General features: G+C 69.4%; 9 protein-coding genes. 2 read left to right on the top strand and 7 right to left on the bottom strand.

What is annotated here, in order from left to right; translation table 11 throughout:
• Window positions 1-104 precede the first annotated feature (104 nt).
• Genes cysQ through ATSB10_RS10520 form a run of 4 tightly spaced genes read right to left on the bottom strand, consistent with a single transcriptional unit; the run spans window position 105 to window position 3072 of the window.
• Window positions 105-920 carry a 3'(2'),5'-bisphosphate nucleotidase CysQ gene (cysQ, locus tag ATSB10_RS10505; protein WP_063672640.1) on the bottom strand — a complete coding sequence of 272 codons (816 nt, stop codon included), beginning with the start codon at window positions 918-920 and terminating at the stop codon, window positions 105-107.
• Window positions 917-1474: an ADP compounds hydrolase NudE gene (gene nudE, locus ATSB10_RS10510; protein ID WP_063672642.1), complete on the bottom strand. Its 558-nt coding sequence runs from the start codon at window positions 1472-1474 to the stop codon at window positions 917-919. The genes cysQ and nudE overlap by 4 nt, the downstream gene beginning before the upstream one ends.
• A gap of 39 nt (window positions 1475-1513) precedes the next feature.
• On the bottom strand, window positions 1514-2290 hold the full coding sequence (locus ATSB10_RS10515) for an inositol monophosphatase family protein (RefSeq protein ID WP_063672644.1): 777 nt from the start codon (window positions 2288-2290) through the stop codon (window positions 1514-1516).
• Window positions 2287-3072: a type II secretion system protein N gene (locus ATSB10_RS10520; protein WP_063672646.1), complete on the bottom strand. Its 786-nt coding sequence runs from the start codon at window positions 3070-3072 to the stop codon at window positions 2287-2289. The genes ATSB10_RS10515 and ATSB10_RS10520 overlap by 4 nt, the downstream gene beginning before the upstream one ends.
• Before the next feature lie 71 nt (window positions 3073-3143).
• Between ATSB10_RS10520 and ATSB10_RS10525 the strand changes: the two genes are divergently transcribed.
• Window positions 3144-4508 (top strand): adenosylmethionine--8-amino-7-oxononanoate transaminase, encoded by a 1365-nt coding sequence (locus ATSB10_RS10525; protein WP_063672648.1) that lies wholly within the window; start codon window positions 3144-3146, stop codon window positions 4506-4508.
• A gap of 18 nt (window positions 4509-4526) precedes the next feature.
• Window positions 4527-5261, top strand: coding sequence for a 16S rRNA (uracil(1498)-N(3))-methyltransferase (locus ATSB10_RS10530; RefSeq protein WP_063672649.1), 735 nt, complete (start codon window positions 4527-4529; stop codon window positions 5259-5261).
• A 59-nt stretch (window positions 5262-5320) separates the two neighbouring features.
• On the opposite strand, the gene ATSB10_RS10535 is transcribed toward ATSB10_RS10530, so the two are convergent.
• The 3 genes from ATSB10_RS10535 to ATSB10_RS10545 are packed head-to-tail and all read right to left on the bottom strand — an operon-like array spanning window position 5321 to window position 13519.
• Window positions 5321-5797: a chemotaxis protein CheW gene (locus ATSB10_RS10535; RefSeq protein WP_063672651.1), complete on the bottom strand. Its 477-nt coding sequence runs from the start codon at window positions 5795-5797 to the stop codon at window positions 5321-5323.
• Window positions 5797-7473 carry a chemotaxis protein CheB gene (locus tag ATSB10_RS10540; RefSeq protein WP_063672653.1) on the bottom strand — a complete coding sequence of 559 codons (1677 nt, stop codon included), beginning with the start codon at window positions 7471-7473 and terminating at the stop codon, window positions 5797-5799. Before ATSB10_RS10540 ends, ATSB10_RS10535 begins: the two co-directional genes overlap by 1 nt.
• Window positions 7466-13519, bottom strand: coding sequence for an Hpt domain-containing protein (locus ATSB10_RS10545; RefSeq protein ID WP_063672655.1), 6054 nt, complete (start codon window positions 13517-13519; stop codon window positions 7466-7468). Before ATSB10_RS10545 ends, ATSB10_RS10540 begins: the two co-directional genes overlap by 8 nt.
• Window positions 13520-13585 lie beyond the last annotated feature (66 nt).

Raw genomic sequence — 13585 nt, forward strand, 5'->3', positions numbered from 1 at the left:
AGTGGAGCGTCGCATCCGCATGCGAGTCAAGGAAACAGCATCAACACCGGACACCTGCTCTCTCAATTCTCACTCCTCTCCACTCACACCTCGCTCCCCTCCACTCACTCCTGAGCTCTTGCCAGGCGCTCGGCCCAATCGATTTCCGAGTCGCCGACGGCGACGAACTCGGGGTTGAGCAGCGACTCGCCGCGGTTGTAACGCAGCGGCATGCCTTCCAGGTCGAGCACCGCGCCACCGGCTTCTTCCAGCACGCATTGCGCAGCGGCGGTGTCCCACTCGCTGGTCGGGCCGCGGCGCAGGTAGAGATCGGCGTCGGCACGGGCGATCAGGCAGAACTTCAGCGACGACCCCATCGCCAGCGTAGTGAACGGGCCGCCCAGCAACTGCTCGAGCAGCACCGCATCGCTGCCGCCGTGCGAGCGGCTGCCGGCCACCACCGGCGGGTCGGACAGCGCCCGGCTGCGCATCGGCAGCCAGCCTTCGTCGTCGCGGCGCATCCACGCACCGCCACCGCGCTCGGCGGCATAAACCTCGTCCATCGCCGGCGCCAGCACCACGCCGAGCACCGGGCGATGGTGGTCGATCAGCGCGATGTTCACGGTGAACTCGCCGTTGCGCTTGACGAACTCGCGCGTGCCGTCGAGTGGATCGACCAGCCAGTATCGATCCCAGCCCCTTCGCACTTCCCAGTCGCTGGCGCGGGCTTCCTCGGAGATCACCGGCAGCACCTCGTCCAGCGCCGCCAGGCCCTGGGCGATCACCGTCTGCGCGGCGAGATCGGCGGCCGTCAGCGGCGATCGGTCGTCCTTGTGCTCCACGTCGAAGTCGCCGGCGTAGACCGCCATGATCGCCTCGCCCGCCTGGCGGGCGATCGCCGCGACACGGGCCAGCAGCGGGGAAAAAGGCGCGGCGCTCATGAGCGCTCGAACCGGCCGGCGAGGTATTCGCGCGCCATGAACAGGGCGGCGATCGAGCGCCCTTCGGTGACGTCGTCGCGGGCGATCAGGGTATGCAGTTCATCCAGCTTCCAGGGCACCACTTCCAGTTCCTCCGGTTCGTCGCCCTGCAGGCGTTCGGGATACAGGTCCTGCGCCAGCACCACGTGCGCCATGTGGGTCATGTAGGCGGGCGCGAGCGACAGGTGGTGCAGGATGGTGAGCTTGCGCGCACCGTAGCCCACTTCTTCCTTCAGCTCGCGGTCGGCACCCTGCTCCACCGTCTCGTCCTGATCCAGCCGCCCCTTGGGCAATCCCAGTTCGTATCGACCGAGACCGGCGGCGTACTCATTGACCAGCAGGACCGTCCGGGCGTCGATCATCGGCACGATGATCACCGCGCCGAGGCCATGCGACTTCAGCCGCTCGTAGATGCGCCGCTCGCCGTTGGAGAACTCCAGGTCGAGCTGCTCGGCACGCAGGAAGGTGCTCTGCGCGACATCGCGCCGGGCATGGATGATCGGGAGCTTGGCCATTGGCCGATTGTAGCCGGTCGCCTGTCGCCCGGCTGCGGCTCAACGGCGTAGCCGCACCAGCGCCTCGGCGTGCAGCGGCGGCACCCCGGCCAGCACGCTGCGCGTATCCAGCGTGAGCGGCGCACCCTCCAGGTCGGTGAACACGCCGCCGGCCTCGCGCACGATCACCGCCAGCGCCGCCACGTCGAGGATGTTCACGTCCGACTCGATCACCAGGTCCACGCCGCCACGCGCCAGCAGGTGGTAGTGGCAGAAATCGCCGTAGCCGCGGATGCGGTTGCTGTCGCGGATCATCTGGCCCAGCGCGGCCCAGCGGCCGTCGCCGGTGAGCGTCTTGATGTTGCCGGTGGAGATCGCCGCCTGCGCCATCGTCGCCGCCGGACCGACCTGCACCCGGCTGCCGTCCAGCCAGGCACCGCCGCCGGTGTGCGCCCACATCGTTTCGCCGTAGACCGGCGCGCTGGAGACGCCAAGCACCAGCTCGCCGGCGTGCATCAGCGCGATCTGGGTGGAGAAGAACGGCGTACGGCGGACGAAGCTCTTGGTGCCGTCCAGCGGATCGACCAGCCACAGCAGGCCCTGGTCGCTGCCCTCCAGGCCGAACTCCTCGCCGTAGATCGCCGCTTCCGGCAGTGCCTTGGTGAGGATGGCGCGGATCGCCAGCTCGGCCTCGCGATCGGCCACCGTGACCGGGGTGTCGTCGGACTTCAGCTCCACGGCCACGCCGCGCTGCCAGTAGTGCAGAATCACCTCGGCGGCGGCGGCAGCGGCTTCGCGGGCAGCGGCCAGCGCGGGGGCAAGATCGAGGTGGCTCATCGGGAGACTCCGTTGGAAGCGGGGACGGCGCCGAGTCCGGCACCGCGCTGCAGGTGAATGACGCCCTGGGCGTCCGGTGGACCGAAGCGGGCCAGCCAGCGGGCCAGCGCAGGATGGTCGCCGCGTGGCGCCAGCTCGGCCTGCAGACGCCAGCCCAGCGGACTGGCCTGGAGGTGTCCGTCCAGCCGCAGCGGCCCCTGCCCTTCATCCTGCAGACTCACCTGGATCACCCCCGCGCGGGCGGTGATCGTCGCTGCCAGGTTGCCCAGCGGCAGAAGGCCATCCGCACCGTCGACTGCCGCGTCCTGCCAGCGCAGGTCGCCATCCATCGATACCGGCCAGCCGCCACGCAGGGTGGCATGTGCCAGTTGGCCGCGCAGCTCGCCCCGCGGCCGTCCGAACGGCGTGGCCGGCGGCGGTATCAGGTGATCCAGCGCCAGCCGCAGCCGCACGTCATGCCAGCGCAGCGTGTCGCCTTCTCGGACGAAACCGCCCTGTGCATCGAGCATCGACCCGGCGAGCTCGACACTGCCCTGCGGCCGACCCAGCAGGGCGCGGTGCGACAGCGTCCAGCGCAGTCGCCCCAGATCGGTGCCGTCGGCCGCCACGAGCGCCTCCGCGTGGCCATCCCAGACGCTGCCGGAAACGCCGCGCAGCGCAACGCCGTGCATGCGTGCATTGAGCCAGGGCGCAACCCAGCGCGCCGGTGCGGACCACACCAGCAGCGCGAGCGCCAGCAGCAGCGTCGCGAGGCACAGCAGCAGGACTTTCCACCACTTCAACGGGCCGGACTCCGGAAACGGAACAGGCGCCGCGGCTTGAGTGCCCGGCGCCGGCCCACGATCATAGCCGGATGAACAAGCACGACCGCAGCAACCGCGCGCTCGCCGCGCGCGATCTCCGCCACGTCTGGCACCCCTGCACCCAGATGCACGACCACGAACGCGTGCCGATGCTGCCGATCGTCCGCGGCGAAGGCGCCTGGCTGATCGATGCCGACGGCCGCCGCTACCTCGACGGCATCAGTTCCTGGTGGACCAACCTGTTCGGCCACGCCAACCCGCGCATCGCCGCGGCGCTGGCCGACCAGGCCACCCAGCTCGAGCACGTGATCTTCGCCGGCTTCACCCACGAGCCGGCGATCCGCCTGGCCGAGGAACTGGTACGCATCACGCCGCCGGGGCTGGAACGGGTGTTCTTCGCCGACAACGGCTCGGCGGCGATCGAAGTGGCGCTGAAGATGAGCTTCCACTACTGGCTCAACCGGGGCCACGGCGAGAAGACCCGCTTCATCGCGCTGACCGGCAGCTACCACGGCGAGACCCTGGGCGCGCTGTCCGTCAGCGACGTGGCGCTGTATCGCAAGACCTACGCACCGCTGCTGCTGACGCCGATCCTGGCACCCTCGGCGGATACCTACGAAGGCGAGCCCGGCGAGACCCCGCAGCAGATCGCCGCGCGCCGGCTGGGCGAACTGCGCATGCTGCTGGAGCGGCACGCGCACGAAACCTGTGCGGTGATCGTCGAGCCGCTGGTGCAGTGCGCCGGCGGCATGCGCATGTACCACCCGGACTACCTCACCGGCCTGCGCGCGCTGTGCGACGAGTTCGACGTGCACTTCATCGCCGACGAGATCGCGGTGGGCTTCGGCCGCACCGGCACGATGTTCGCCTGCGAGCAGGCCGGCGTGTCGCCGGATTTCATGTGCCTCTCCAAGGGCCTCACCGCAGGCACCCTGCCGCTGGCGGTGGTGCTCACCACCGACCACGTCTACGAAGCGTTCTATGCCGAGTACAGCGCCGGCAAGGCGTTCCTGCATTCGCACAGCTACACCGGCAATCCGCTGGCCTGCCGGGTGGCGCTGGAGACGCTGGCGATCTTCCGCGACGAGCCGGTGCTGGAGCGCAACCGCGCACTGGCTGCGCATCTGGCCGGGCGGCTGGCGCCGCTGCGCGACCATCCCCACGTGTCCGACGTGCGCCAGACAGGCATGATCGTCGCGGTCGAACTGGTCGCCGACAAGGCCAGCCGCACGCCTTTCCCGGCCGGCGAGCGGCGCGGACTGGAGGTCTACCTCTACGGCCTGGAGCACGAGGCGCTGCTGCGTCCGCTCGGCAACATCGTCTATTTCATGCCGCCCTACGTCACGACGCAGGCGGAACTCGATCACCTGGTCGACACCGCTCTCGCGGGCATCGAACACGCGCTCGCACGCTGAACTTTTCCGGGCCCCTTCATGCGCACGATTCGTATCCACGTCGAACAGCCCCTGGCACCCGGCTCCGCGGTCACGCTGCCGGCGCAGGCGGCCGAGCATGTCGCACGCGTGCTGCGACTGGCCGCCGGCGAGCCGGTGGTGCTGTTCAACGGCGACGGCCACGACTACGCCGGGCGCCTCGCCGAGGTGGGCAAGCGGCAGGTGACGGTGGCCGTGGAGAGCCGCGCACCGGTCACCTGCGAATCGCCGCTGCCACTGGTGCTCGCCCAGGGCGTGGCACGCGGCGAGAAGATGGACCTGATCGTGCAGAAAGCCACCGAGCTGGGCGTATCGGCGATCGTACCGCTGATCACCGAGCGCTCCGAGGTAAAGCTGGACGGCGAACGGGCCGCCAAACGGCTGGCGCACTGGCAGGCGGTGATCGCCAGCGCCTGCGAGCAGTGCGGGAGAGCCGTCCTGCCGCGCATCGTCGCCCCCCTGCCACTGACGGCCTGGCTGAGCACGCTCCCGGATGACGGTGCCCTGCGGCTCGCGCTATTGCCGGAGGGCGATGGGCGCGGGCGCGATCTGGCACCACCTGCCGCAGGGGCGATTCTGGTCGTGGGGCCGGAGGGTGGTCTGGGCGAACGCGATGTCGCCAGCCTCACGGCACACGGTTTCCGCGGACTGCAGTTGGGTCCGCGCATCCTTCGCACGGAGACCGCGGGGTTGGCGGCATTGGCCGCACTGCAGGCGCTGCACGGCGACCTCTGATCGCGGAAAGACGAACGGCGCGCCCCGAGGGCGCGCCGTCCACGAGCACTGTCGCCGGCTCAGGCCTCGGAGACGAGCACGCCGGTGAGTTCGCGCTCGAGCATCTCCAGGTCGGGAATCACCGCCAGATCGTCGCGCACCAGCACCTGGGCGCGCACGCCGGGGGGCAGCGCCGTGCCATCGTGGGTGGGAATGATCAGTTCGGCGTTGAGTGTGGTCAGGCGGGGGAAGCCCCGCGTCACCACGGCGATGAACGGCAGTTCCGGGTTGTCGCCCAGTGCCTTCAGCACGGCGACGCGAACGGCCAGCTCCTGGTCGCCTTCGCCGGCGCCGGCCAGCTTGGTGAAAGCCACCAGAGGTACCCTCCAGCCGCGCCAGGCGATGCGTCCGAGCACCCACTCAGGGGCACCCTCGAGCGGCTCGAGCGCCGGCATGGTGATCACTTCGGCGATCGTGGCGTTCGGCAGCAGCAGGCGCAGGTCGCCGGCCGGCACCAGCACGCAGCGGATCTCGCGCGGTAGGGGCTGTTCGCTCATCAGTATTCCTCGATCAGGCGCGCCGCCAGTTCGGCCGGCGTACCGGAAAAGTCGACCAGGTGCTCGGCCATCACTCCGCTGACCATGTCGGCAAAATGTTCGCCCGGGGCATCCTCCACCCAGATCCGGCCGCCGCGATCATGCACGGCCTGGCAGCCCGCTACCGCATCGTTGGCCTGCCCGGCGAAGACGATCGCCAATGCGTCCACGCCGAACACGTTGGCCAGGGCGCTGAAAGTCGCGTCAATGGAGGGCGTCGCCGAGGGCGTCGCCTGCGCCGGCTTCAGCTCCATCCGGCCATCGCGCGTGACGCGCAATTGGTGATCGGCGGGCACCACGATCAGATCGCCGGCCCGGGCCTGCTCGCCCTGTTGCGCAACGCGGCTGTTCAGCGGGCAGGACGGAGCGAGCGACTGGAGCAGCTCGTCCACCGGGCGATCGCCCTGGTGCTGCACGTGGATGATCGTCGCCCGCATGCCCGCCGGCAGTTGCGACAGGAACGAGCGCACCGAATCGTGGCTGGCGAACGTCGCACCCAGCAGCACGACCCGGCTGAGTCCGCCACTGAGCTCCTCGAGCATCATTTCGCCGCCGCCGACGGGTTCATAGGGCTTCGGCGCGACCGCCTCTTCCATCGACACCAGCTCGAGCGTCATGCGTGGCTCGACGTGCAGTGCCTCGTCCCCGGACTCTGGCGCAAGGAAATCCAGCGCGCTGATCTTCTCGATCCCGAATTCGTCGGCCGAAGGCTTCGGCGAGGCCGGAAGCGGCGGCGGCCCCACGGTATCCTCATCGTCGATCAGCGACCAGCTGTCGGTTCGCTGGAAAAGCTCGGCGGCGCCACCGGCCGGCGGCGCTGCCTGCACGGCGTGGGGACTGTCATCATCCGCATCGGCCAGCCGCAGCACGTCCTCGATCAGGCCATCATCGACACCATCGGTGGCAGGCGATGCCGGACTCTCCTGCGGGGTCGCTTCGGCAACGCCATCGGTGAAATTGCCGTCGTACAGCGGCGGATGGTCGTGGGAATCGAGCAGCAGCTCATCGAGCTCGAAGTCGTCCAGCGCATCGTCCCCTTCCGGTGGCTGCGAAGCCGTGACCGGCGCGGTCGCCGTGGCGGCGTCGCCCGCAGCCGGATCGTCGCCGGGCAGCGGCTCGCCCGAAAGCAACGCCTCCAGTTCCGCCTCGAGCGATTCGGACTCCGCAGCGACTTCGGCATCATGGCCGCTGGGTGAGCTCTCGTCTTCCGCGGCGTCCCCGGCCCCGTGCATGCCGGACTGCATCGCCTCCGACGATTCCGTGGCGGGAACGTCGACAACGCCCGGCGGACGCGGCGGATCGACGTCCTGACTGGCCAGCACCTTGGCCGCCAGGTGACGCGCCCAGCGCGCCCTCGCCCAGCCATCGAGCGTACGGCTGGACTCGGCCTCGTTGAAAACCACCCGCGGGTGGTCTCCCTCGATCGCCGCATCGAGCCGGTCCATCACCTCGTCGACGTCGTCGCCCAGGTTGATGACCACGACGTCGGCACCGACCCGCTCGACCAGCGCGCGATCGAGCTCGTCGGGGCCACCTTCGTGGACGATGCGGGCGCCACGCTCCTGCAGCACGTCGCGCAGCAGCGCCCCAAGATCCGTGTCACCGAACAGCAGGACGACGGCCGTACCTTCAGCCATTGGCCAGCTCCATCGCCTTCTGCTCCAGTATCTCGTGGATCTGCGCCAGCAGGTCGACCTCCTGATAGGGCTTGCCGAGGTAGCGGTCCACACCGAGATCGAACGCGCGCTGGCGGTGCTTCTCGCCGGTACGCGAGGTGATCATGATGATCGGCACATCGCGCAGACGCGGATCCGCCTTCATGTGCTCGGCCAGCTCGTAGCCGTCCATCCGCGGCATCTCGATATCCAGCAGCATCAGGTCCGGCACCCGCTGCTCGTGCAGCTTCTCCAGGGCGTCGACGCCGTCCTTCGCGGTGTTGACCTCGAAGTCGTGGCGCTCGAGCACGCGGCCAGTGACCTTGCGCATGGTGATCGAGTCGTCCACCACCATCACCAGCGGTTTGGTGCGGACCTCCTCCACCACCGGTGCCATCACCGGCGCGAGACCCTCGGCCAGGCGCTGCTCGCGTCGGGCGATGCCGTGGCGTACCAGCGGCGGCAGGTCGAGAATCATCAGCACCGAACCGTCGCCCATGATGGTGGCACCGAGCAGGCCGGGCACCGAACTCACCTGGGGGCCGACCGACTTCACCACGATCTCGCGTGAGCCGATCACCGCATCGATGCGGATCGCCGCGCGCAGGTCGCCGGCACGGGTCAGCAGCAGCGGCAGCTGCGGCTCGTCCGCGGCGTAGCTCGACGGCAGGCCGAGCAGCTCGGCCAGGTCGTGGATGCCGTAGTCCTCGCCGTTGTGCAGGAACGACGGCTCGTCCGAGGCCAGATGGATCGCCAGCTCGTCCGGGGTGATCCGGGCCACGCCCTGCACCGAGGTCATCGGGATCGCGAACGTGGATTCGCCGATGCGCACCAGGATCGCCTGGGTCACGGCGAGCGTGAACGGCAGGCGCAGCACGAAGGTGGTGCCCTTGCCCTCCTGCGACTCGATCGACAGCGAACCACCGAGCTGCTTGATCTCGTTGGCCACCACGTCCATGCCCACGCCGCGACCGGCCAGCTGGGTCACCGCGCTGGCGGTGGAGAAGCCCGGCTGGGTGATCAGGGCGAGCAGCTGGTCGTCGCTCGGCTTCGCCTCGGCACGCAGCAGGCCGCGCTCGACGCCGCGCTTGCGGATCGCCTCGCGGTTCAGGCCACGGCCATCGTCGGTGACACGGATCACCACCTCGGTGGCTTCGCGGGCTACGCGGATGCGTACCGATCCCTCTTCCGGCTTGCCGGCCTTGCGGCGGTCTTCCGGCGACTCGATGCCATGGGCGATCGCATTGCGCAGCATGTGCTCGAACGGCGCCTTGATGCGGTCGAGCAGGTTGCGGTCCATTTCGCCGTGCGCGCCCTCGACGAACAGCTGGGCGCGCTTGCCTTCTTCCTGTGCCGCCTGACGCAGCGTGCGACGCAGGTTTGGCACCATCGTGTCGAACGGCAGCATGCGGGTGCGCAGCAGGCCTTCCTGCAGGTCGGCGCTCACGCGCGACTGCTGGATCAGCAGCGTCTCGGACTGACGGGTCAGCTCGTCGAGCATGCTCTGGATCGACACAAGGTCGGAGACCGACTCGGCCAGCGCACGCGAGTACTGCTGCAGCTGCGAGAAGCGGTCCAGCTCGAGCGGATCGAACACCGCCATGCCGGCTTCGCGGTGCTCGCGCTGGAAGCGCGCGATGATCTGCGCCTCGGTCTCGATTTCCAGCATGCGCAGCTGGCTGCGCAGGCGCACCACGGTCTGATCCAGCTCGACCAGGTTGAAGCGGTAGCCGGCAACCTGCTGCTCCAGGCGCGAGCGGTAGATGGCCACCTCGCCGGCGTGGTTCACCAGGTTGTCGAGCAGCTCCGCGCGGACGCGGATCTGTTCCTGCGGCGAGCGCGACTCGTCGTAGCCTTCGGCGGCCACGTCGGGCAGCAGTTCGGGCAGGTTCTCCGCCGCCGGAACCGGGGTCGGCGCGGACACCGGCGCGGCAGCCGCCGGCGCCTCTTCGCGTTCGACGAGGGCCTCCTCGCCGGCGAGGACGAGCAGCCGGTCGATCATGGCCTGCGGGTAGCGGATGCCCTTGTTCTGGCCAATCCGCTGCACCAGCGCGTGCAGCTGATCGAAGCCGCCCTCGAGCGCACCGATCAGCGCCGCCGCCTGCTCCGGATCGCCGCTGATCGGCTTCTCGAGAAGCGTTTCGATCGCGTGCGCCAGGTCGCCCACCGGCACGAAGCCAGCGATGCGGGCACCGCCCTTGAGCGTATGCAGGTCGCGCTGCAGCACCGGGACCTGGGCCAGGTCGCCCGGATCGGCGCGCCACTCGGCCAGCGCACCGTCGGCGTGGTCGAGGATCTCGCGCGCCTCTTCGGTGAACACTTCCAGCAGGTCCGGATCGATGTCGCCATGCCAGAGTTCGCCCGATTCGTCCTCGCTTTCGCCGGCGTCGGGCACCGGCTCGATCGCGACGGGCGCCGACTCGGCGACGGACTCCGGCTCGCGGGCATCGACAGTCTCAGCCTCTGCTTCAACCTCAGCTTCAGTTTCGGCTTCAGGCTCGCTCTCGGCGACAGGCTCCGCGGCGAGCTCCTGGTCGAACTGGCCAATGGACTCCTGCGGCTCCGTGGCATCGGGCTCAACGGCTTCGGGGGCCTCGCTCGATCCGGCGCCGTCGTCCAGCTCCGCCATATCGGCAGAGCCGGAAGACTCGAGGACTTCGTCGGCGGCGGGCGCTGTGCTCTCGGACACAGCGTCGGCCGGGGCGGCTTCCGGCGTCTCGCCGAATTCACGCCCGTCGACCAGCCCGGCGAACATGGACGCGAAATCGTCCTCGGCGGCAGGCGGCGCGACCGGCGGCTCCGGCGTGGGCTCGGCCTGTCCGCGCGGGTCGAAGGCGTCCAGCGCCGCCAGCATCTCGCTGGCCAACTGGTCGTGATGGGCGTCTTCCAGTGCCTGATCGCGCTCCGCCTCCTCCGCGGAGGTGGCGGCGGCCTCTTCCTCGTGTGCTTCCTCGTCCTCGTGCGCATCGAATACCGCGTGGGCCACCTGCGGCTCGGGCTGGGCGTCACGCAGCTCGGTCAGTCGCGCGATCAGCGTGTCGCAATCGGGCAGCTGGGGATCGGCGGCATCGAACTGCGCCATCACCTGATCCACCGCATCGGCCGACTGCGCCAACAGGTGCACGCCTTCCGAAGACAGCGGAACCCGCGCGGCGCGCAGGCGCTTGAGCAGGCTCTCCAGCGGCGACAGCAACTGGGTCAGCAGCGGGATGTCGACCATGGCGATCGCGCCGTGCAACGTGTGCACCGCGCGCAACAGGCCGTCTTCCACGCGCAGCTCGTCGCTGCTGCGACTGACGTAGGAGCGGATCGTCTGCAGGTACTGCGCCACTTCGCTGCGCAGGATCTCCAGCAGGACCGAGTCCACCGGGGGAAGCACCGGCAACGGAATGCTCTCTTCCGGTGCGGCGGTCGCGGGCGGCGCGGAATCCTCCACATGGGTCAGCGCGGCCGCCGGAATCTCGGCGGCGGCAGCGGCCGAACTCGGCACGCGGCGACGCACGACCCGGCGAACCGTCTCGCTGCGGGTGGCCAGCAGGTCGGCCAGATCCGGGTGCTCCCCGGCGGCAACCTGATCGGCCGCCTTCATGATCCCGCTCAGCGGCGCAGTCGGCATGCCCTCGCCGCGCAGGGCCACGTGCAGTTGCGGCAGCGCCTCGATGGCGTGACGCACCACCGCGACGACCCCCTCGTGCGGCTCGACGGTATGGTCGAGCACCCGGTTGAGCATGTTCTCCACGCGCCAGGCGAACTCGCCCAGCACGCTCGCGCCGACCAGCCGGCCGGACCCCTTGAGGGTGTGGAAGGAGCGGCGGATCGGAGTCAGCGCGGCAATCTGGGACGGATCGGCCAGCCAGGCCTGCTCGGCCTTGATCAGGTTGTCGATCTCTTCCTGCATCTCCTCCAGGAAGATCTCGCGGATGTCGTCGTCGATACCGTCGGAGGAGTCCTGGAAACCGGCCTGGGAGGCCAGCGGATCGGAGGCTTGTTGCTGCTCGACGACCTCCTCCTCGACCTCCACCCACTCGTCGCCGCCATCCGGTGTCGTGTCACCGGGCATCACCGAGTGCTCGGTCTCCGCCAGGCGCAGACCGGCCACGTCGTCTGCCGGCTCGGCGGGCGCAGAGGCCTCACCGATGAGCAGCGCCCCAAGATCATCGCCACCGGCCAGGCTGACCGATTCCGAAAGTGCCGGCTGGGATGCCAGCTCTTCGTCGAGCCCGGCCAGCGCGGAGGGAACTTCGCTCGCGCCGTGGTCGCCAACGGCGACACCGTCGGTTTCGTCCACTTCGGCGACCAGCGGCTCGCGTGCCGGCGGCACAGGCCAGTAACCGAGCATCTGCAGGCTGTGTTCGGCGACATCGAGGATGTGCTCGAGTCCACCGCGATGCTCACGCGCTGCTTCGAGGTAGTACTCCAGCGCGGCCAGCGCGTCGGCGAGGTGATCCATCTGGGCGCTGCCGGGTACACGGCGGTCGACCAGCAACTCGTTGCCGATGAAGCGACCGATACCCTCGGCCAGTTCGGCCGGGCGGCTGTTGGCGAGCATGCGCAGGGCGCCGGCCACCTCGTCCATCTGCGCCGGCGCGTCCTTCAGGTGCTGGTGCTGCCACCCGGATTCCACGAAACCGACGATCGCATCCTTGACGCGCGTGGTGTTGGAGGTGGCCTCCTGCATCAGCGTGGACAGGATATGACGGGCCTCGCTGCGCGGCAGCGTCGGTGCTGCCTGGGCGTCGGAAGCCAGCTCGTCCTCGTTGCTGCCCAGGCTTTCGATGTGATCGTCCAGCGACGCCTCGACATAGAGCAGTGCGCCCGCGACATCGAGCAGCGTCTCGTCTTCCGGTGCACGCATGCGGCTGGCGATTTCCTCCAGCACGCGGCGCTGCTCGTTGACCACCCGGCGCGGCACGGTGAGTGCCAGCATGCCCAGTGTGTCGCCGACGCGCTCAAGCACCTCGCTCTGCGCGGCCAGCTGGGACGGGTCGGCGTCGCTCTGGCGCAGGAACAGGTCCAGCGCCTCCTTCACGCGCAGCAGGTCGTCCTTCAGCGCCCGCGACACCGAATCGAGCAGTGCCCGGTTGTGGCCGGCCATCGAGCCACGCGCGTGCTCCAGCTCCGCGGCGTCCGGCAGCAGGCTGTCCAGCGCGTAGGTCCTGCGCAGCAGCTCCATCTGGGGGCTGCGCTGCTTGGCCTGCGCCACGATGAACAGCAGCTTCCGGGCCAGATCGTCGGCATCGCCGCCACGCAGGCTTTCCTCGCCATGCTCGAGCATCTGACGGATGCTGCGATCGACCTTGCCGATCAGCTGGCGTACTTCGGCCGATTGTTCCTTCAGGCAACCCTGCTCGAGACCTTCGACGGTACCGGCGGCGATCCACCACAGCCGGCGACCGGCGGTGCTGTGGCAGCAACCGGTGATGGCGTTGAGGGTGTCGCGCATGCCCTGCAGCTGCTGGGCCGGATTCTGGCCGCGGAACCAGCCGAGCAGATGCTGCTGGAAACGCAGACGCAGGTCGGCGACCCGGCTGCGCAGCGCATGTGCCTGGGCCTCGCTGACCGCCGGCGGCGCCTCGGCCGGCAGCGGATTGTCCAGCCGCGGGCTGAACAACGCCACCTCGGTCAGCGCGGCCACCTTGCGGCTGGCGCGCAGATCGTTGAGCAGCGGCAGCAGCACCACCGGCACGTCGCGATGCCCGCTGGAAAGGCGTTCGAGGTAGTCCGGCAGCTGCATCAGTCCGCGCATCAGCGCGGCGTAGGCTTCCTCGCGTTCGGCGACGTGGTCCTCGAGCAGGGCGATGGAGAGCGTCTCCATTTCGTCGGCAACCATCGCCGCGCCGTACAGCTCGACCATCTGCAGGGTGCCGTGCACCTGGTGCAGGCTGTCCGCACACGAGCGCATCGCATCCCGGTTGCCCGGATTGTCGACGTACGACTCCAGTGCGTCACGGGCGGCCGCGAGCGTGTCGTCGAGCTCGGGCTTGACCCACTGCAGGGTGGTGAAATCGATGTGGTCTTGAAGTCTCATGCGCCCCTCTCTGCGGCTGCGCCTTTAAGGCATAGCGCAACCGGCGAGGTTGCCCCCTGTCGTGAA

The sequence above is a fragment of the Dyella thiooxydans genome (genome assembly GCF_001641285.1).
Taxonomy (GTDB): Bacteria; Pseudomonadota; Gammaproteobacteria; order Xanthomonadales; family Rhodanobacteraceae; genus Dyella_A; species Dyella_A thiooxydans.

Excerpts from the sequence above, each read along its gene's own strand:
- ATSB10_RS10530 (WP_063672649.1), top strand. The coding sequence starts at position 4,527 with ATGCGCACGATTCGTATCCACGTCGAACAGCCCCTGGCACCCGGCTCC.
- nudE (WP_063672642.1), bottom strand. The coding sequence starts at position 1,474 with ATGGCCAAGCTCCCGATCATCCATGCCCGGCGCGATGTCGCGCAGAGC.
- ATSB10_RS10545 (WP_063672655.1), bottom strand. The coding sequence starts at position 13,519 with ATGAGACTTCAAGACCACATCGATTTCACCACCCTGCAGTGGGTCAAG.
- cysQ (WP_063672640.1), bottom strand. The coding sequence starts at position 920 with ATGAGCGCCGCGCCTTTTTCCCCGCTGCTGGCCCGTGTCGCGGCGATC.
- ATSB10_RS10535 (WP_063672651.1), bottom strand. The coding sequence starts at position 5,797 with ATGAGCGAACAGCCCCTACCGCGCGAGATCCGCTGCGTGCTGGTGCCG.
- ATSB10_RS10515 (WP_063672644.1), bottom strand. The coding sequence starts at position 2,290 with ATGAGCCACCTCGATCTTGCCCCCGCGCTGGCCGCTGCCCGCGAAGCC.
- ATSB10_RS10540 (WP_063672653.1), bottom strand. The coding sequence starts at position 7,473 with ATGGCTGAAGGTACGGCCGTCGTCCTGCTGTTCGGTGACACGGATCTT.
- ATSB10_RS10525 (WP_063672648.1), top strand. The coding sequence starts at position 3,144 with ATGAACAAGCACGACCGCAGCAACCGCGCGCTCGCCGCGCGCGATCTC.